The following is an 18334-nucleotide window of genomic DNA, read 5'->3' as shown; positions in this document are numbered from 1 at the left end:
GTTCCCCGCGCGCGCTCGGCGTTCCCAGCGCGCCGACTTCGTGACTTTGCCCCCGACTTCGTGAGTTCTATGTCGCGAAGTCGGGGGCAAAGTGACGATCTCGCGGGGATGTTGGGTGGGCGGGGATGTTGGGTGGGCGGGAATGTTGGGTGAGGGGACGGCGGGCGCGAACAGGTGCTGGCCCGCAGACTGGGGGGATGCTGACCCCCGCCCCCTCCGCTCGCTCCGCCGCGGACCTCGCCGCCGCCCCGCTGCGGAAGGCCCGGCACCTGATCGCTGTCGGGGACGCTCGGGTGGGGATCCTGGAGACCGGCGTGCTGACGGCGCCGACGACGTACGTGCTGGTCCACGGCCTGGGCATGTCGATGCGCTACTTCACCGACCTCGCGGACGAGCTCGGCCGCGACAGCCGCGTGCTGCGGGTCGATCTGCACGGCTTCGGCACCCGCAGCCACGAGCAGGGCGACCTAGACATCCCCGAGCACGCCGACGCGCTCGTCGACGCGCTGCGCGGGATCCCGCGACGCGCACCCGAGAGCGACGCGCGGGAGACGGTCCTCGTCGGGCAGTCGATGGGCTGCCAGATCGTCGTCGACGCCCTTGCCCGGTACCCGCACGCCGCGGACCGCGCCGTGCTGATCGGCCCGACGACGGACCCGCGCCGCCGCAGCCTCCTGGGCCACGCCGCCCGGCTCGGGGTCGACGGCACGCGCGAGCCCTGGCGCGCCAACAAGGTCGTCCTGCGCGAGTACGCCCGCGCCGGCGTCCGACGCTACCTCGTGACGGCCGCGTTCATGTTCGCGGACAAGATCGAGCACAAGCTGTCCCGGGTGCGCGTCCCCACGCTCGTCGTGCGCGGCGCGAAGGACATGATCGCGCGCGACGACTGGGTGCAGCGCATGGCGCACACGCTGCCGCGCGGCTCCTGGGCCGAGGTCCCGGGCGCCCCGCACCTGACGCAGATCACCCACCCCGTCACCGTCGCCGAGCTGTGCCGCCGAGGCACGCCCACGCCGTGAGGGGAGCGGCGCGCTGGGGGCGCCACCTGGCCCGCGCCGTGCGGTTCGGGCCGGCGTGGGCCGCGGACTACGCCTACGCCGCCGCCTGGCAGGCCCGCGCGGCGGTCGACCGGACCGCGCCCGACGCGTACCGGGGCGTCCCCACGGCGTCGGAGACCGCCCGCCAGGTCCTGCTCATCCCCGGCGTCTACGAGACCTGGCAGTTCCTGCGGCCCGTCGCCCGCCTGCTGCGCGACCACGGTCACGAGGTGCACGTGTTGTCCGACCTGCGCCGCAACACCGCGCCGATCCCGGAGTCGGCCCAGCTCGCCTCCCAGTACCTCGACGACCACGACCTGCGCGACGTCGTCGTCGTCGCGCACTCCAAGGGCGGCCTGATCGGCAAGCACCTCATGGTGGAGGACGCCGCCCGCGGCGAGGATGCTCGGGTGCGCTGCATGGTCGCGATCTCGACGCCGTTCTCCGGGTCCCCGTACGCCCGGCTCGTACCGATCCCCAACCTGCGCATGTTCTCGCCGTCCCACGCCGGCCTGCGCACGCTAGCCGCGAACCTCGCCGTGAACGCGCGCATCACCTCGGTCTACGGCCAGTTCGACCCGCACATCCCTGACGGCTCGCGGCTCGACGGCGCGCACAACGTCGAGCTGCCGTCCACGGGGCACTTCCGGATCCTGTCGAGCCCGCGTCTGCTCGTGATGCTCCCCGCCTTGGTTGCGTGCGGATGCGCCGAATGTCGGGATACGGCTACCGTCGAGCATGGTAACGACCTCCCGCACCAGCGCTGACCGGCCGCTCGCGCGGCAGATCTCCGTCACCGTCGCGTACGTGTCTCGTCGGCTCGATGATCGGCGTCGGCGTGTTTGGCGGGACGCCCATCGCCGAGGCCGCCGGAGGTGTGCTCGCGAGCGACTCGACGCACCTCGCGCCGGCGTCGGGCGCGTTCTCCATCTGGACGCTGATCTACGTGGGCCTCGGTGCGTACACGCTGTGGCAGTGGTGGGACTTCGACGACCGCCGGCGCATCGCGTGGCTCGTGGTCGCCAGCCAGCTGCTCAACGCCGCGTGGATCCTCGTGGTCCAGGCCGGCCAGGTGTGGCTGAGCGTCGTCGTGATCGTGGTCCTGCTCGGCGTCCTTGTCGCCCTGTTCCTGCGGCTGCGCGCGACGCCGACCCGGAACCCGATCGGCGCGGCCGTGGCCGACGGCACGCTCGGCGTCTACCTGGGCTGGGTGTGCGTCGCGACCGTCGCGAACGTCGCGGCGGCGCTCGCGAGCTCGGGCGTCGACGCCGGCGGGAACCCGGTGCCGTGGTCCGTCGTGGTGCTGGCCGTCGCGGGCCTGGTCGGCGTCGCGCTCGCCGTCGTGGGCCGCGGGAGCCTCGTGGCGACAGCGGCCGCCGCGGCCATCACGTGGGGCGTCGCATGGATCGCCGTGGCCAGGCTCCAGGGACAGCCGGAGTCGACGACGACGGCGACGGCCGCCGCCGCGGTCGCGGGCCTCGTCGCGCTCGTGGCGCTGGTCGCCCTCGCACGCCGGATCACCGCCCCGCGCGACTGACGGTCCGCTCAGGACGTCGGCACGTTCTCCAGCTCGGCGAGCCACGCGTTCGCGTTGCCGTCCGACGGCGCCCGCCACTCGCCCCGCGGAGAGAGGGCGCCGCCGGCCATGACCTTGGGGCCGTTCGGGAGCGCTGACCGCTTGAACTGGCTGAACCCGAAGAAGCGCTTGAGGAAGACCTCGAGCCACTGCCGGACGTCGGCGAGGGTGTACGCGTAGTGCGCGTCCTCGGGGAAGCCGGGGGGCCACTGCCCGGCCTCAGCGTCCTTCCAGGCGTGGTGCGCGAGGAACGCGATGGTCGAGGGCCGCAGGCCGTAGCGAAGCACGTAGAAGAGCGTGAAGTCGTGCAGCGAGTACGGGCCGATGGTCCCCTCGGTGCTCTGCACCTCCTCGTCCTCGCCGGCCGGCACGAGCTCGGGCGTGATCTTGGTGTCCAGGACCGACTGCAGGACGCTCGAGACGTCGTCGGCGAACTGGCCCGAGGAGATCACCCAGCGCACGAGGTGCTGGATGAGCGTCTTCGGCACGCCCGTGTTCACGGCGTAGTGGGACATCTGGTCGCCGACGCCGTAGGTGCACCAGCCGAGCGCCATCTCCGACAGGTCCCCGGTCCCGACGACGATGCCGCCGCGGTCGTTGGCGAGCCGGAACAGGTAGTCGGTGCGCAGCCCGGCCTGGACGTTCTCGAAGGTGACGTCGTAGACCTTCTCGCCGCGGCCGAACGGGTGGCCGATCTGCGTGAGCATCTCCTGCGCGGCGGGACGGATGTCGATCTCCTCGAAGGAGATCCCGAGCGCCTTGCCGAGCGCGTGCGCGTTGTTCTTGGTGTGGTCGCTCGTGGCGAAGCCCGGCAGTGTGTAGCCGAGGATGTCGGTGCGCGGGCGGCCGAGGCGGTCCATCGCCTGGGCGGCGACGAGCAGCGCGTGGGTCGAGTCGAGTCCGCCGGAGACGCCGATGACGAGCTTCGGCTCGCCGATCGAGCGCATCCGCTGCTGCAGGGCCGAGACCTGGATGTTGAACGCCTCGTAGCAGTCCTGCTCGAGGCGCGCGGCGTCGTCGGGCACGAAGGGGAAGCGGTCGATCCGGCGGCGCAGGCCGATGTCCGTGCGCGGCGGCTCGAGCTCGAACGCCACGGTGCGGAACGCCTCGGTGCGGGCCGCGTGGGTGCGGCGGTTGTCGTCGAACGTGCCCTGCCGCAGGCGTTCGGTCACGAGCCGCTCGACGTGCACGTCGGCCACCGAACGGCGCGAGCCCTCGGGGAAACGTTCGGTCTCGGCCAGCAGCACGCCGTTCTCGTAGAGCATGGTCTGGCCGTCCCAGGACAGGTCGTTCGAGGACTCGCCCGCGCCCGCGGCGGCGTACACGTACGCGGCGAGGCAGCGCGACGACGCCGAGCGGCACAGCAGATGCCGGTCCTCGGCGCGGCCCACCGTGATGGGGCTGCCGGACAGGTTGGCGAGCACGGTCGCGCCCGCGAGGGCGGCCTCCGCGCTCGGGGGGACCGGCACCCACATGTCCTCGCAGACCTCGACGTGCAGCACCAGGCCGGGGACGTCGGTCGCGTCGAACAGCAGGTCCGGGCCGAAGGGCACGGTGCGGCCGGCGACCCGGATCTCCTGGCCGCGCATGTCGTCGCCCGCGGCGAAGTGGCGGCGCTCGTAGAACTCCCGATAGGTCGGGATCATGGACTTGGGCACCACCCCGAGGATCTGGCCCCGGTGCACGACCACCGCGCAGTTGAACAGGCGGTTGCGCATCCGCAGCGGCGCGCCGACGACGAGCACGGGGAGCAGCTCGGTGGACGCCGCGACGACCTCGGCCAGCCCGTGCTCGACGGCGTCGAGCAGCACGTCCTGGAGGAAGAGGTCGTCGATCGAGTAGCCGGACAGGCAGAGCTCCGGGAAGACGACGACGCCGACCCCGTCCTCGTGGCACGCGCGAGCCTCGGCGACGACGGCGCGGGCGTTCGCGGCGGGATCGGCGATCGTGACCGGGACGGTGGCCGCGGCGATGCGGACGAACCCGTGGTCGTAGGCAGAGGCGAAGTTCATGGTCCTGAGTCTGGCAGGAGCCGGGGACAGCCGCAGGCCAACGCGAGCGCTTGACACCTCCGACGTCCGCGTGGAAGTGTGTGACGCAGCCCACTGGAAACGTTTCCAACAACATTCCAGATGGCCCGTGACACTGACGTCCATCCCGCTCGACGACGAGAGGAGGCCCGCCATGGCCGGCACCCGCGTGACCCTGCCCGACGTCGCCGCCCGCGCCGGCGTGTCCCTCGGCTCCGCCTCCCGCGCCCTACACGGCACCGGCGCCAGCCCCGCGATGGTCGAGCGCGTCCGCGCCGCTGCCGCCGAGCTCGGATACCAGCCCGACGCCACCGGACGCTCGCTGCGCATGCGCAAGACCTTCCAGATCGCCTTCGCCGTCGCGGACATCGGCAATCCGGTCTACGTCGAGATGATGACCGCCATCCAGTCCGTCGTCGCCGAGCGCGGCTACCGCCTCGTCGTCGCCAGCACGGGCGGCTCGCCGCAGTCGACGGCCGAGCTCGTGGCGGGCCTCGCGGCAGGTCTCGTCGACGGCCTCATCCTCAGCCCCCTGCGGACGAGCCCCGAGCTCGGGCAGCAGCTGACGTCGTCGGGCATGCCCGTGGTCGTGATCGGACGCACGGGGGAGTCGACCCTCGACACCGTCACGACCGACTCGGCCGGGGGCATCGGCCAGGCGGTCGACCACCTGCTGGCGCTGGGCCACCGCCGCATCGCCTTCCTCAACGGCCCGCTGGACACGACGCCGGGCGAGGCGCGTCAACGCGGCTTCGACGCGGCAGCCCCGGCGATGGCAGCCGTGGGCGCCCAGGCCGTCGAGTGCCGCGTCGCGGCCGACTTCACCGTCGCCGCGGGGCTCGAGGCGGCGCGCGCGCTGCTCGACGAGCACCCCGGGCGGATCGACGCCCTCGTCGCCGCCAACGACCTGCTCGCCGTGGGTGCCATCAAGGCGGCCGTCGAGCGCGGTCTGTCCGTCCCCGGCGACCTCGCCGTGACCGGCATGGACGACACCGAGCTCGCGGGCGTCTTCCAGCCCAGCCTCACCAGCGTGTCCCTGCGCTCGAGCGAGCGTGGCCGCGCCGCCGCGACCCTGCTGCTCGAGCGGCTCGCCGACCCCGGCCGCGCCGCCACCACCGTGACCGTCGCTCCCACGCTGATCAGCCGCGAGTCCTCATCCACCCTCACCGACGAGGAGGTCGCCCGATGACCGACACGGCCACCCGGCGCAAGCCCGACGACGTCGCGCGCCAGCCCACCGGCGGGCTCGCCAAGGCGCGGCGTCGCGAGGCGATCGGGCTCGTCCTGCCGTCTCTGCTGCCGGTACTCGTGCTCTCGGTCGCGCCGCTGGTCATGGGCATCGCGCTCGCGTTCACGGACGCGCGGCTCGTGCGCAACCCCGAGTACCAGGTCATCGGGCTCGAGAACTTCGAGCGCCTCCTCGACAACGGGTTCTTCTGGGACTCGTTCCGGATCGGCATGATCTGGGCCGTCTCCGTGACGCTGCTGCAGCTGCTCGCCGGCCTCGGCCTCGCCCTGCTGCTCAACTCGAACCTGCGGTTCCAGGGCCTGACGCGCGTGCTCGCACTCATACCGTGGGCCATGCCGCCGGTCGTCGTGTCGATCATGTGGCGGATGATCTACTCGCCCAACGCCGGGCCGCTCAACGCGTTCCTCGGCAAGCTCGGGCTGCCCGACGACACGAACTGGCTCGCGAACTTCACCACCGCCCTGCCCGCGGTGATCGTCGTCGGCGTCTGGGTCGGCATGCCGCAGACCACCGTGACCCTGCTGGCCGGCCTGCAGCAGATCCCCGGCGAGCTGCACGAGGCCGCGAGCGTCGACGGTGCGTCCGCGTGGCGCCGCTTCACCGCCGTGACGTGGCCGAGCCTGCGCCCGATCGTCACGTCGATCACCTCGCTGAACTTCATCTGGAACTTCAACTCGTTCAGCCTCGTCTACGTCCTCACCGAGGGTGGCCCCGGCGGCAAGACCATGCTCCCGATGCTGTTCACGTACCTCGAGGCGTTCAAGAACCGCAACATCGGCTACGCCGCCGCGATGGGCGTCGTGCTCGTCGTCGTCGTCGTGCTGCTGCTGTCCGTCTACCTGTGGTCCCAGTTCCGCGACGAGAAGGAGTCCTGACCGTGCGATCCCTCGTCCGCCCCGCGCAGTACCTGGGCCTCCTCTTCTACATCATCTTCCTCGGCTTCCCCCTGCTGTGGCTGATCTCCGCGTCGCTCAAGTCGTCGGGCGAGCTCAACTCGCTCACCGTCAGCCTGATCCCGCAGCAGCTCGAGTGGGGCAACTTCTCCCAGGCCCTCGACCGCCAGGGCCTCGTGCGCTCGGCGGGCAACTCGCTCGTCGTCGCGCTCGTCTCGACCGTGCTGGTGATCGTGATCGCCCTGCCGGGCGCCTACGTGCTGGCCCGGTTCAAGGGCTGGGCGCGCACCGTCGGAACGGGCTGGATCCTCGTGAGCCAGGTGTTCCCGGTCATCCTGGTGATCCTCCCGCTGTTCCTCATCCTGCGGACCATCGGGCTGAACGACTCGCTCGTCGGCCTCACGCTCGTGCACACGACGTACACGCTGCCGTTCGCCCTGTGGATGCTGCAGGGGTACGTCTCCTCCATCCCGGTCGACCTCGAGGAGGCCGGCTCGATGGACGGCGCGAGCCGCGGCACGGTGCTGCGCCAGATCGTCTTCCCGCTGCTGCGCCCCGGGATCGTCGCGACCGCGATGTTCTCGTTCGTCTCGTCCTGGAACGAGTTCTTCTTCGCCCTCGTGCTGCTCCAGTCACCGGACAACTACACGTTGCCCATCACGCTGAAGATGTTCATCGGCGGCGAAGGCAAGGTCGCCCTGGGGCCGCTCGCGGCGGGCTCTGTGCTCGCGGCGATCCCCAGCATCGTCTTCTTCTCGATCATGCAGAAGAGGCTCACCGGCGGGCTCCTCGCCGGAGCCGTCAAAGGTTAACCAGTCCCACCTCGAAAGGAACGAGACATGCACAAGCGTGGAGCTTTCACTGTCGCAAGCCTCACCGCCGGCGTCCTCCTGCTGTCCGCCTGCGGCGGCTCCGACGACCCGGCGGAGGGCGACGGTCCCGTCACCCTCAGCTTCCAGTCGCTGTCCGACCAGCCTGCCGCGATCGCCGCGACCGAGGCCATCGTCGCGGACTGGAACAAGGCCAACGCCGACGTCCAGGTCGAGATCGTCCCCGCCGGGTGGGACGGCATCTACGACAAGCTCATCACCCAGTTCAACGGGGGCGCGGCGCCGGACATCATCCACTACGAGGCCGCGAGCATCGTGCCCTTCGCGGTGGACGGCTACCTCGCCGACCTCACCGAGCTCATGTCCGACGAGCGCATCGCCGACATCCCCGAGGGCATCCTCGACACGGTGACCGTGGACGAGAAGGTGATCGCCTACCCGACCGAGCTGCAGTCCTACATGGTGTTCGCCAACACGACGCTCCTCGAGGAGGCGGGTGTCGAGATCCCCACGGGCGAGACGATGACGTGGGACCAGCTGCAGGAGATCGCGACCAAGGCCACCGGCGACGGCGTGCACGGCCTGGGTTGGGGCCTCAAGAGCCCGACCGCCGCGTTCATGACCATGGGGCCGAACTTCGGCGGCACCTACTTCGAGGGCAGCGGGGCCGACGCGACCCTGACGGTCGGCGAGGGCGAGCTGGCCATCCCCACGCTGGTGGGCGAGATGAAGGAGGAGGGCACCATCCTCCCCGTGAGCCTCACGCAGTCCGGCTCGGAGGTGCTCGCCTCGTTCTACGCGGGCGACATCGCGATGACCATCCAGGGCTCGTTCCAGGCGGCCAACATCGCCAACGACGCGCCCGAGGGATTCGAGTGGACGGTCCTGCCGCCCCTCGAGGGGCCCGACGGCGCCGGGCAGGCGGCCAACCCGCAGACGCTCAGCGTGAACGTCGACTCCGAGCACGTCGAGGAGTCGGCCGAGTTCCTCGAGTTCTTCACGAAGGCGGAGAACCTGGCGGCGCTGAACGAGGCCGACGCGCTCATCCCCGCGACGACGTCGGCCCAGGAGCTCATGGCCGAGAACCTCGCCGGTGAGCCGGGCTGGGAGACGGTGCTGTCGTCCGGTCAGCACTTCACCTCGGCGCCGTACCTGTTCGTGGACGCGTACGCGCAGTGGAAGGACACCGTCGCGACGCCGGCGTTCCAGCGCTTCCTCGCCGGCGAGACCGACAGCGCGGCGCTGGGCGACGAGCTCACCGCCGGCTGGGACGAGATCACCGGCTGACCGCAGCCGGGCGCCCGCTGCGGCGGGCGCCCGGACCGACGGGCGCGCGGCGCCCCGCAGCACCGCCGGCACACGCCGGCCACAGCACGCCCGACGGCGTGACCCGATGAACGGAGGACAAGGTGGACTGGCTCAAGGACCGATCGGTCGCGGTGATCACGGGGGCAGCGGTCGGCGACGCCCTGGGAGGTGCGACCGAGGGCTGGACCCCGGAGCAGATCGAGGAGCGCCACGCAGGCCGCGTCACCGGGATCGTCGGGCCGTACTACGAGAACTGGCGCGACGCCCGCCCCATCGCGCCGTACCACAAGGGCGACGGGCACATCACGGACGACACCCTCATGACGCAGGCGCTCGTGGAGGTCTACGCCAAGCGGCGCGACCACCTCGACGCGTACGCGGTCGCCGAGGACCTCGTGCCGCTCATGATCGGCGAGCCACGCTGGATCCCCGAGCTGGAGACGAGCGCGCTGATCCTGCAGCGGGTGTTCCTCGCGGAGAAGTGGATCGTCGCGCGGCTGCACTACGGGCACGTCGACCCGCGCGAGGCCGGCGTCGGGAACATCGTGAACTGTGGCGCCGCGATGTACATGGCACCCGTGGGCCTGGCCAACGCGGGCGACCCCCGGGCCGCCTACGCGGAGGCGATCGACGTGGCCGGCGCCCACCAGTCCAGCTACGGGCGCGAGGCCGCCGGCGTGTTCGCCGCCGGCGTCGCCGCCGCCGTGACGCCCGGGGCCACCGTGCAGGACGCGGTGGACGCCATGGTCGCCGTCGCGCACGACGGCACCGCGGACGCCCTGGCGGCGGTCATCGAGGCCATGGCGACCCGGAGCGGACCGCCCGAGGGCGACGAAGCGGAGCGTGAGCTGGCCCGGCAGATCCGCGACGCCGTCGCGCCGTTCGACTCGGTCGGCCCCGAGTACCGCCAGATGTCCCGCGACGCCCGCCGCCCCTCGCGCACCAAGGCGATCGAGGAGCTGCCCGCCGCGGTGGGGTTCCTGCTCGCGCACGACGGCGACTTCCGTGGCGCGGTCCTCGGGGCCGTGAACTACGGCCGCGACGCGGACTCGATCGCGGTGATGGCCGGGGCGATCGCCGGGGGCCTGGGCGGCACCGCCGTCGTGCCGCGCGAGTGGATCGAGGAGATCGAGCGCGCCTCCCGCACGGACGTGACGGCCACGGGCGAGCTCATGGCCGCGGCGGCGCGCGACATCCTGACGCGCGACCGCGACCGCGCCCAGGCGCGCCTCGACCAGCTCGCGACGCTGGGCGCCGGCCGATGAGGCTCACCTGGGTGCAGCCCGAGGACCTGCTCGCCCACGAGCTCGTCCAGGCCGCGGCCGAGGGCACCGACGTGCGCGCCCAGGCGCGGCGGTGGCAGGAGGCCGGCGGGTCCCTGGAGCCGGCGGTGAGCGGCGCGAGCGGCGTGCCCGCCGACGACGCGACCCGCGCGGTCGCCCGCGCCCTGATGGACGAGCTCGACGCGCTCGAGGCCCCGCCCCACCCGGACGAGCCGGACGGCTGGGACGAGATCCTCGCCCTGCTCCCCGACGCCCCCGCGCTCGCGGCCCCCGGCGAGGACCTGGCGGCCCGGATCGAGGCTGCTTGGACGGGCCGGGCGGTCGGCTGCCTGCTCGGCAAGCCGGTCGAGAAGATCCCGCGTGCCGGCATCGAGGAGATCGCCCGGGCCACCGGGACCTGGCCGGTCACCGGCTACTTCACCGCCCGCGGCCTGCCCGACGACGTGGCAGCCCGCTGGCCGTGGAACCGGCGCAGCGCGCCCACCTCGCTCGCCGAGAACATCGACGGGATGCCCGAGGACGACGACCTCAACTACCCCCTGCTCGCCCTGACCCTCCTCGAGCAGCACGGCGAGGGACTCACGACGGACGACGTCGCGAAGGCCTGGCTCGACAACCTCCCCGCCGGCCGCGTCTTCACCGCGGAGCGCGTGGCGTACCGCAACCTCCTCGCCGGCCATGACGCCCCGCGCACCGCGATTCACCAGAATCCGTTCCGGGAGTGGATCGGCGCGCTCATCCGCACCGACGTGTACGGCTGGACCCGCCCCGGCGACCTGCGCGGCGCCGCGCGCCTGGCGTGGGTGGACGCGCGCCTGAGCCACACGCGCAACGGCGTGTACGGCGCGATGTGGGCCGCTGCCCTCGGGTCCGCGGCGCTGGTGGCCGGATCCGTGACCGAGGCGCTCGACGCCGCGAGCGCCGTCGTGCCCCCGGGCTCCCGCCTGGCCGAGGCAATCGCGCTCGGGCGGCGCGCGGGCCGCGAGGCGCCCGACGACGCCGCCGCCCTCGACCTCCTGCACGAGGCCTACGGCCACCTGCACTGGGTGCACGTGCTCAACAACGCCGCCGTCGTGGCCTGCGCCCTCGAGCGCGGCCGGGGCGACCTGACCGCGAGCATCGGTCTGGCCGTCATGGCCGGCTGGGACACCGACTCCGCGGGCGCGACCGTCGGGGGAGTCGTGGGCGCCGTCGGCGGACCTGCGGTGATCGAGGACCGCTGGAGCGCGCCGCTGCGCGGGGTTGTCGCCACCTCGCTGCCCGGACCGAGCGAGCACCGGCTGTCCGACCTCGCCGCGCGCACGCTGGCCCTCGCGAGCCGGATCGCGTCGTGAGCGGGCTGCTGAGCGTCGGGGATCCGCCGGAGCCGGCCGTCGTCGTCGTCGGAAGCGCGAACCTCGACCTCGTGGTGCCCGTGCCGCGGCACGCCGGCGCAGGCGAGACCATCCTCGGCGGCCTGCTCGCGCGCAACGCGGGCGGCAAGGGCGCGAACCAGGCGGTCGCGAGCGCCCGGGCCGGCGGTGCGTCGACCACGTTCGTCGGGTCGGTTGGCGACGACGACGGCGCTGTGCTCCTCGCCTCGTCCCTCGCCGACGCCGGGGTCCGGACCGACCTCCTACGCCGGGTCGACGTGCCCACCGGCATCGCGATGATCTCGGTGAGCCCCGACGGCGAGAACGCGATCGTCGTCGCGCCGGGAGCCAACGGCGAGGTCCGGGTCGACGGCGAGGTCGCCGAGCGGATCGCCGCGTGCCACGTGCTGCTCGCCCAGCTCGAGGTGCCGCAGGAGGTCGTGCTCGCCGCCGCACGGGCCCGGCGGCCCGGCGCCCGGTTCGTGCTGAACGCCGCGCCGTCGGCGACCCTCGTCCCTGGGCTGCTGGAGGAGGTCGACGTCCTCGTCGTCAACGAGCACGAGGCGCGCGACCTGGTGGATGGCGCGGACGGTGGCACGGTCGGCACCTACGGTGCGGGAGCCCAGGACCCCGGTGCGCTCGCGGCCGCGCTGCTCACCCACGTGCCCGCCGTCGTCGTCACCCTGGGCGGCGAGGGCGCGATCGTCGCCGCGCGCGGGGCGCAGCCGGTGCTCGTGCCCGCCCACGCCGTCCGTCCCGTCGACACGACCGGCGCCGGGGACACCTTCTGCGGGGTCCTCGCCGCCGCGCTCGCGACCGGCGACGACCTCGTGGCGGCCGCCGGCCGTGCGAGCGCGGCCGGCGCCCTCGCCGTCACCCGTCCTGGCGCCCAGAGCGCCGTGCCCACCCACGACGAGGTCTCCGCGCTCTGGACGAGCGCGCCGAGGCCCGCGGAGCCGGTGCCATGACCTACGCCTTCGACCCCCTGGTGCCGCGGGAGATCGACCTCCCGACCACCGTCCCGCTCGACGCCGGCGCCGACCTCTCGGTGCTCGACGACGCCAAGATCTTCGCCGTCCCGCCCGACCCCGCGCAGTGGCCCCGGTGGCGCGAGCAGCTGACCCGGTGGCGCACGCAGGCGCGTGAGCGGCTCGGTTACGTCGACGACCTCTACGTCACCCCCGAGCGCACCTGGGCGGCAGGCTGCCGGACGGTGGCCCAGGTGTGGCTGTGGGACGAGCTGCTGTACTCGTTCGACGAGCAGCGGTTCACCCCCGAGCGCTTCCTCGCCGACGCCGAGCAGCGGTTCGCCGGCCTCGACGCCGTCGTGCTCTGGCACGCCTATCCCGTGATCGGCATCGACGACCGCAACCAGTGGGACTTCTACCGCGACGTCCCGGGCCTGCGTGCGCTGGTCGACGCGCTGCACGCTGCCGGTCTGCGCGTCTTCCTGGACTACAACCCGTGGGACACCGGCACGCGCCGGGGCGACGACGACGTCACGGAGCTCGCCGCGGTGATCACCGAGCTCGACGCCGACGGGGTCTTCCTCGACACGCTGCGCAAGGCCGACCCCCACCTCGTCGAGACGCTCGAGCGCGCCCGGCCCGGCATCGTGCTCGAGGGCGAGTCCAAGCTCGCGACCGAGCGGATCGCCGACCACGCCTCCTCGTGGGCGCAGTGGTTCGCGGATTCCGAGGTGCCCGGGGTCCTGCGCGCGCACTGGTACGAGCGCCGCCACATGCAGCACCACGTGCGCCGCTGGCACCGCGACCACAGCGGCGAGCTGCTGTCCGCCTGGCTCAACGGCGCCGGGATGATGGTGTGGGAGGTCGTGTTCGGCGTCTGGGTCGGCTGGAACCAGCGGGACGCCGCGACCCTGCGGCGCATGCTCGCCGTGCAGCGCGCCGCCCACGGCCTGCTCACCACGGGGGAGTGGACCCCGCTCGACGACGCGGTCGCGCCCACGAGCGGCGCGGTCGCCTCGAGCTTCAGCGCCGACGGCGTCACGCTCCTGACGATCGCGAACCCCGGCGAGCGCGACCTGACGCTGGACCTGGCGGGTCGGTGCCTCGACCTGCTGGCCCCTGACGCAGAGGTCGAGGAGCCCGGCGCCCGGCAGGTGCTCGTGCCGGCCCGGGGCGTGGCTGCGGTGCTGCGGCTCGCGGACGGAGCGGCGGTGCCGACGTGGGTGGCGCACGTGCGCGACGCCGTAGGCGACCTCGCGCACGACCCCGACTCCTCCTTCGCTCACCGCGTGGCCCGGCGGGTGCCGGCCCCGAGCGTCGGGCCGGTCCCGCGCGCGCCGCGGGACGCCGTCGTCGTCCCCGCCGGCGAGCACGTCCTCACCGTCCGCTACCGCGCCCGGGAGACCGGCATGTACGACGGCGCCCCGTACGTCGACGAGTGGAAGCCGCTGCCCCCGCGCCTGCACGACGCCCGCACCCTCGAGCGGCACGTCCGCCTCGACGCCGCCGTCGCCGTCGCGGCCCGCGCCGTCACCAACGCGGAGTACGCCGTTTTCCTGTCCGAGACCGGCTACACGCCCGCCATGGGGCACCGCCACGTCGCGCACTGGGAGGACGGAGCGCCCGCTCCCGGCACGGCGGACGAGCCCGTCACGCACGTCGACCTCGACGACGCGCGGGCCTACTGCGCCTGGGCGGGCGGGCGGCTGCCCACCGAGGACGAGTGGCAGCTCGCCGCGGCCCGCCGCTACGAGACCGACGGGGTATGGAGCTGGACCGAGAGCGAGCACAGCGACGGCCGCACCCGCTTCGTCATGCTCAAGGGCGGCTCCCGCCGGGGTGCGACCGGGTCGGACTGGTACTTCGACCACGGCATCCAGCCACCCGACGTCACCGCCAAGCTCCTGCTCCCCGGGCTCGGCACCGCGCGCAGCGCCGCCGTCGGCTTCCGCTGCTGCTGGACACTGACGGAGGCCGGCGCATGACCGTCTCCCGCGACCCGCGCACCGGGGCGCTCTCCGGCCTGCGCGTCCTCGACGTCTCGACCCTCTTCGCCGGGCCGATGGCCGCCATGCACCTGGGCGACATGGGCGCCGACGTCGTCAAGGTCGAGCACCCCGACCGTCCGGACCCTTCCCGCGGGCACGGGGCGGCCAAGGACGGGGTGAACCTGTGGTGGAAGACCCTCGGCCGCAACAAGCGCACGGTCACGATGAACCTCTCCAGCCCCGGCGGGCGCCGCGCCTTCCTCGCGCTCGCGGCCACGGCCGACGTCGTGATCGAGAACTTCCGCCCCGGGACCCTTGAGCGGTGGGACCTCGGCTACGACGTGCTGTCGGCCGAGAACCCCGGCCTGGTGCTCGCCCGGGTGAGCGGCTTCGGGCAGTCCGGGCCCTACCGAACACGCCCCGGCTTCGGCACCCTCGCCGAGGCCATGAGCGGGTTCGCCGCCATGACCGGGGAGCCGGACGGCCCGCCGACGCTCCCGCCGTTCGGGCTCGCCGACGGCGTCGCGTCGCTGGCGACCGCGTACGCCGTGATGGTCGCGCTGCACGCCCGGCGCGAGCGCGGCCACGGCGAGGAGATCGACGTCGCGATCATCGAGCCGATCCTCGCGATGCTCGGCCCGCAGATCACCCGATGGGACCAGACCCGCACCGTGCAGGAACGCACCGGCAACCGGTCGTCGAACAACGCCCCACGCAACACCTACCTGACGCGCGACGGGAGCTGGGTCGCGGTGTCGACGTCGGCCCAGTCGATCGCCGAGCGCGTCATGGTGCTGGTCGGGCGCCCCGACCTGATCGCCGAGCCGTGGTTCGCCTCCGGCCGGGGCCGCGCCGCGCACGCCGACGTGCTCGACGACGCGGTGGGCTCGTGGATCGCGGCCCGCGACCGCGACGAGGTCGTCGCGGAGTTCGAGCGCGCCCAGGCGGCCGTCGCCCCGATCTACACGGCGGCCGACATCGTCGCCGACCCGCAGTTCCAGGCGATCGGGACGATCCACGAGATCGAGGACCCCGAGCTCGGCCCCGTGCAGATGCAGGGGCCGCTGTTCCGCCTGTCCGGCCACGACGGCGTCATCCAGCACACGGGACGCCCGCACGGCGCCGACACCGACGACGTGCTGGGGGAGCTGGGCTTCGACGCCGCAGCGATCGCGGTGCTGCGGGAGCAAGGAGCGATATGACCGCCCGCCTCGCCCTGACCTACCTCTACGTCCCCGGGGACCGCCCGGACCGGGTGCGCAAGGCCCTCGGGTCCGACGCCGACGTCGTGCTGTGCGACCTCGAGGACGCGGTCGCGCCGGAGCGCAAGGACGAGGCCCGCGCCGCGCTCGTGAGCGTGCTCGCGGGCGTCGAGCGGCGGGCGCAGGTGCGCATCAACGACCTCGCGAGCGCGTGGGCGGCCAGCGACCTGGCGGCGGTCCGCGAGCTCCCGGCGGCGGTCGGGGTGCGCGTGCCCAAGGTGGAGGACCCGAGCGCGGTCCACGAGCTCGCCGCGGCCGTTCCCGGCCGCGCGCTGCACCTCCTCGTCGAGTCGGCGCTCGGGGTGGAGCGCGCGTTCGACCTCGCCCGGGCGCACCCCCAGGTGGCGAGCCTCGGGCTGGGGGAGGCCGACCTCCGCTCGGAGCTCGGCGCCGACGACGACGGGCTCGTCTGGATCCGCTCCCGGATCGTCGTCGCGGCACGGGCCGCCGGCTTGGTGCCGCCGATCATGTCGGTCTATCCGCACGTCGACGACCCCCTCGGGCTGGCGGAGTCCTGCGCGCGGGGACGCAGCCTCGGGTTCCGGGGACGCGCGGCGATCCACCCGCGTCAACTCACCACGATCCGCGAGGCGTTCACCCCGACCGCCGCCGAGCTGGCCCGGGCGCGCGCCGTCGTCGCCGCCGTGGAGTCAGCACGCGCGGCGGGAGCAGGCACGGCGGTGCTACCCGACGGCGGGTTCGTCGACGTGGCGATGGTGGCCGCCGCGCGCGCGGTGCTGGCGCTCGAGCGCTGAGGCCCTCAGGCGGCGAGCAGCTCCCGGCAGGCCTGGGCGCACGTGCGGCACGCCTCGGCGCAGACCTTGCAGTGCTCGTGCATCTCGGCGTGAGACGCGCACTCGTCGCCGCACGCCTCGCACGCCGTGATGCAGGCCTCGAGCAGCGCCTGCGCGGTCGCGAGGTCGGACTCACCGACCCGGCTAAGCACGCTCGCCGTCGCCGCGCAGATGTCGGCACAGTCGAGGTCCGTGCGGATGCAGCGGCGCAGGTCCGCCACCATGTCCTCGCTCAGGCACGCGTCGGCGCACGTCGTGCACGCCTGGGCGCACGCTCCCAGCGCGTCGATGGCCGCGCTCAGGCGCCCGGGGTCCCACGCCGGGGTGGCGGGGTGGGTGGCGATCATGGACGAGCTGGTCATGGCATACCTCCGGTCTCGACGTGGTCAGAACCACTCCACCGTAGGCACGTGCTTGGCGCCCTGCACCCTGGCTGGGATCAGGCCAGGTAGTCGGCCGTCCAACGGTGCAGGTCGTCGCGCAGGACGTCCTCGTGGGAACCCTGCCCCCGGTCGTACGGGAAGACGAGGTGCGGCAGACCAGCGATCTCGCGGACCTTGAACAACTCGCCGCGACGGGGGTGCCGGCACACGTCGAGGTAGTTCGCGTGCTCCGGTTCGATCGCGATGTAGCGGGCACCCGGTGCCACGCCGGCGTCCTTGAGCGCGTCCCACTCGGCGGCGGCCTTCTTGGTTCCGGCGTCCGCGAACATCCCGGTGCGCGGGCGGTCCAGCTTCTGGCTGCGCCCCGCGACGTACGGGACCCATCCGCCGTCGGACAGGAGGCACAGGTTCGAGCCGATCATCCAGCCCTCGAGGCCCGTGGCCTCGAAGGAGTCGAAGGCGACCCGGCCGGCGGTGGCAGGCTTCTTGCGCAGCAGTGGCGCGGTCGGCACCTTGCGGCGCAAGAACGTCTTGGCGGCACGGCGCAGCTCGAGCTCGGTCTCGGCGAGCACGCTCTCGTGGTCCCACGCGGGCGGGGCGTGCGGCGCGGGGACGGACGGCTCGACGCGTCCGGCGGAGGGCGCGGAGACTGCGGTCGGTGGGCTCACGGTAGAGACATCGTCGGCTCTCATGGAGCACACCGTAGCGGCCCGCGGTCGTTGCGGGAAGGGTCCCGTGGGAGCGCGGTCACAATCGTGACCTGCGGCGTCGCTTATGTCCGCGTTCTTCCAGTTCTTGCGAGGGCTGGTCGTAGGCTGGGTCCCGTGACGACTCCCCACAGCCCCCTCACCGACGCCCATCTCCCGGCAGGTCCTGAGAGCGCGGACCCCGCTGCGCCGGTCGAGGTCGTGGAGATGTGGACCGACGGCGCGTGCAAAGGCAACCCCGGCGTCGGCGGCTGGGGCGCGTGGATGCGGTTCGGCGAGCACGAGCGCGAGCTGTTCGGCGGCGAGGCGCACACCACGAACAACCGCATGGAGCTGCTCGCGGTCATCCGCGGGCTGCGCGCGCTCAACCGGCCGTGCCGCGTGATCCTGCACGTCGACTCGTCCTACGTGATGAAGGGCATGACCACCTGGCTCGCCGGGTGGAAGCGCAACGGCTGGCGCACCGGCGACAAGAAGCCGGTCAAGAACGTGGAGCTGTGGCAGGAGCTCGAGGCCGAGGTCGCCCGGCACGACGTCGAGTGGCGCTGGGTCAAGGGCCACTCGGGCGACCCGGGCAACGAGCGCGCCGACCAGCTCGCCAACCGCGGCGTGGACCAGGTGCGCGCCGCGCGCTGAGCGGCGTCGCGTCCAGCGACGCGGTCAGGCCCGGACGC

17 protein-coding genes are annotated in these 18334 nt (G+C 73.2%); 14 read left to right on the top strand and 3 right to left on the bottom strand.

Features of this window, described 5'->3' with window-relative positions:
• The first annotated feature begins 197 nt into the window (after positions 1 to 197).
• Genes BMZ30_RS07980 through BMZ30_RS07970 form a run of 3 tightly spaced genes read left to right on the top strand, consistent with a single transcriptional unit; the run spans position 198 to position 2574 of the window.
• Positions 198 to 1019 carry an alpha/beta fold hydrolase gene (locus tag BMZ30_RS07980; protein WP_143073153.1) on the top strand — a complete coding sequence of 274 codons (822 nt, stop codon included), beginning with the start codon at positions 198 to 200 and terminating at the stop codon, positions 1017 to 1019.
• Positions 1016 to 1804 carry an esterase/lipase family protein gene (locus BMZ30_RS07975; RefSeq protein WP_229828510.1) on the top strand — a complete coding sequence of 263 codons (789 nt, stop codon included), beginning with the start codon at positions 1016 to 1018 and terminating at the stop codon, positions 1802 to 1804. Before BMZ30_RS07980 ends, BMZ30_RS07975 begins: the two co-directional genes overlap by 4 nt.
• Positions 1805 to 1860: 56 nt before the next feature.
• Entirely contained in the window at positions 1861 to 2574 is a 714-nt protein-coding gene (locus BMZ30_RS07970) for a tryptophan-rich sensory protein (RefSeq protein WP_143073152.1), read from the top strand.
• Between the two features lie 8 nt (positions 2575 to 2582).
• Here BMZ30_RS07970 and BMZ30_RS07965 read toward each other — a convergent pair whose 3' ends face one another.
• A complete protein-coding gene (locus tag BMZ30_RS07965) occupies positions 2583 to 4625 on the bottom strand; it encodes an NAD(+) synthase (protein ID WP_093376973.1) in 2043 nt (680 codons plus the stop codon).
• Between the two features lie 127 nt (positions 4626 to 4752).
• Between BMZ30_RS07965 and BMZ30_RS07960 the strand changes: the two genes are divergently transcribed.
• The 10 genes from BMZ30_RS07960 (at position 4753) to BMZ30_RS07915 (ending at position 16531) form a co-directional block, all read left to right on the top strand.
• Entirely contained in the window at positions 4753 to 5832 is a 1080-nt protein-coding gene (locus tag BMZ30_RS07960) for a LacI family DNA-binding transcriptional regulator (protein WP_280513584.1), read from the top strand.
• Positions 5829 to 6767 carry a carbohydrate ABC transporter permease gene (locus BMZ30_RS07955; RefSeq protein WP_093376968.1) on the top strand — a complete coding sequence of 313 codons (939 nt, stop codon included), beginning with the start codon at positions 5829 to 5831 and terminating at the stop codon, positions 6765 to 6767. The genes BMZ30_RS07960 and BMZ30_RS07955 overlap by 4 nt, the downstream gene beginning before the upstream one ends.
• 2 nt (positions 6768 to 6769) lie before the next feature.
• Complete coding sequence (locus BMZ30_RS07950; protein WP_093376966.1) at positions 6770 to 7597, top strand: carbohydrate ABC transporter permease; 828 nt, start codon at positions 6770 to 6772, stop codon at positions 7595 to 7597.
• Between the two features lie 27 nt (positions 7598 to 7624).
• On the top strand, positions 7625 to 8902 hold the full coding sequence (locus BMZ30_RS07945; RefSeq protein ID WP_093376963.1) for an ABC transporter substrate-binding protein: 1278 nt from the start codon (positions 7625 to 7627) through the stop codon (positions 8900 to 8902).
• 122 nt (positions 8903 to 9024) lie between these two features.
• Positions 9025 to 10188: an ADP-ribosylglycohydrolase family protein gene (locus BMZ30_RS07940; RefSeq protein ID WP_093376961.1), complete on the top strand. Its 1164-nt coding sequence runs from the start codon at positions 9025 to 9027 to the stop codon at positions 10186 to 10188.
• Entirely contained in the window at positions 10185 to 11540 is a 1356-nt protein-coding gene (locus BMZ30_RS07935; RefSeq protein ID WP_093376957.1) for an ADP-ribosylglycohydrolase family protein, read from the top strand. Before BMZ30_RS07940 ends, BMZ30_RS07935 begins: the two co-directional genes overlap by 4 nt.
• Positions 11537 to 12526 (top strand): ribokinase, encoded by a 990-nt coding sequence (locus BMZ30_RS07930; protein ID WP_229828511.1) that lies wholly within the window; start codon positions 11537 to 11539, stop codon positions 12524 to 12526. The genes BMZ30_RS07935 and BMZ30_RS07930 overlap by 4 nt, the downstream gene beginning before the upstream one ends.
• Positions 12523 to 14511 carry an SUMF1/EgtB/PvdO family nonheme iron enzyme gene (locus tag BMZ30_RS07925; RefSeq protein ID WP_093376954.1) on the top strand — a complete coding sequence of 663 codons (1989 nt, stop codon included), beginning with the start codon at positions 12523 to 12525 and terminating at the stop codon, positions 14509 to 14511. Before BMZ30_RS07930 ends, BMZ30_RS07925 begins: the two co-directional genes overlap by 4 nt.
• Positions 14508 to 15716, top strand: a complete 1209-nt coding sequence (locus BMZ30_RS07920) for a CaiB/BaiF CoA transferase family protein (RefSeq protein ID WP_093376952.1) — start codon at positions 14508 to 14510, stop codon at positions 15714 to 15716. Before BMZ30_RS07925 ends, BMZ30_RS07920 begins: the two co-directional genes overlap by 4 nt.
• On the top strand, positions 15713 to 16531 hold the full coding sequence (locus tag BMZ30_RS07915; protein WP_093376949.1) for an HpcH/HpaI aldolase/citrate lyase family protein: 819 nt from the start codon (positions 15713 to 15715) through the stop codon (positions 16529 to 16531). Before BMZ30_RS07920 ends, BMZ30_RS07915 begins: the two co-directional genes overlap by 4 nt.
• A gap of 5 nt (positions 16532 to 16536) precedes the next feature.
• On the opposite strand, the gene BMZ30_RS07910 is transcribed toward BMZ30_RS07915, so the two are convergent.
• Entirely contained in the window at positions 16537 to 16932 is a 396-nt protein-coding gene (locus BMZ30_RS07910; protein ID WP_093376948.1) for a four-helix bundle copper-binding protein, read from the bottom strand.
• A gap of 77 nt (positions 16933 to 17009) precedes the next feature.
• The gene (locus BMZ30_RS07905) at positions 17010 to 17621 is read right to left on the bottom strand and encodes a hypothetical protein (protein ID WP_093376946.1); all 612 of its coding nucleotides are present in this window, start codon (positions 17619 to 17621) and stop codon (positions 17010 to 17012) included.
• A gap of 246 nt (positions 17622 to 17867) precedes the next feature.
• Here BMZ30_RS07905 and rnhA point away from each other — a divergent pair, with 246 nt between their 5' ends.
• Positions 17868 to 18296: a ribonuclease HI gene (gene rnhA / locus BMZ30_RS07900; RefSeq protein ID WP_093377449.1), complete on the top strand. Its 429-nt coding sequence runs from the start codon at positions 17868 to 17870 to the stop codon at positions 18294 to 18296.
• Positions 18297 to 18334 lie beyond the last annotated feature (38 nt).

Origin of the sequence: Flavimobilis marinus, assembly GCF_900113055.1 — a bacterium.
Classification (GTDB): Bacteria; Actinomycetota; Actinomycetes; order Actinomycetales; family Cellulomonadaceae; genus Flavimobilis; species Flavimobilis marinus.
The sequence above is the reverse complement of the archived record's forward strand: the minus strand, read 5'-3'. Positions and strand labels throughout refer to the sequence as shown.

Excerpts from the sequence above, each read along its gene's own strand:
- BMZ30_RS07980 (WP_143073153.1), top strand. The coding sequence starts at position 198 with ATGCTGACCCCCGCCCCCTCCGCTCGCTCCGCCGCGGACCTCGCCGCC.
- BMZ30_RS07970 (WP_143073152.1), top strand. The coding sequence starts at position 1,861 with ATGATCGGCGTCGGCGTGTTTGGCGGGACGCCCATCGCCGAGGCCGCC.
- BMZ30_RS07965 (WP_093376973.1), bottom strand. The coding sequence starts at position 4,625 with ATGAACTTCGCCTCTGCCTACGACCACGGGTTCGTCCGCATCGCCGCG.
- BMZ30_RS07955 (WP_093376968.1), top strand. The coding sequence starts at position 5,829 with ATGACCGACACGGCCACCCGGCGCAAGCCCGACGACGTCGCGCGCCAG.
- BMZ30_RS07945 (WP_093376963.1), top strand. The coding sequence starts at position 7,625 with ATGCACAAGCGTGGAGCTTTCACTGTCGCAAGCCTCACCGCCGGCGTC.
- BMZ30_RS07935 (WP_093376957.1), top strand. The coding sequence starts at position 10,185 with ATGAGGCTCACCTGGGTGCAGCCCGAGGACCTGCTCGCCCACGAGCTC.
- BMZ30_RS07925 (WP_093376954.1), top strand. The coding sequence starts at position 12,523 with ATGACCTACGCCTTCGACCCCCTGGTGCCGCGGGAGATCGACCTCCCG.
- BMZ30_RS07920 (WP_093376952.1), top strand. The coding sequence starts at position 14,508 with ATGACCGTCTCCCGCGACCCGCGCACCGGGGCGCTCTCCGGCCTGCGC.
- BMZ30_RS07915 (WP_093376949.1), top strand. The coding sequence starts at position 15,713 with ATGACCGCCCGCCTCGCCCTGACCTACCTCTACGTCCCCGGGGACCGC.
- BMZ30_RS07910 (WP_093376948.1), bottom strand. The coding sequence starts at position 16,932 with ATGACCAGCTCGTCCATGATCGCCACCCACCCCGCCACCCCGGCGTGG.
- rnhA (WP_093377449.1), top strand. The coding sequence starts at position 17,868 with ATGTGGACCGACGGCGCGTGCAAAGGCAACCCCGGCGTCGGCGGCTGG.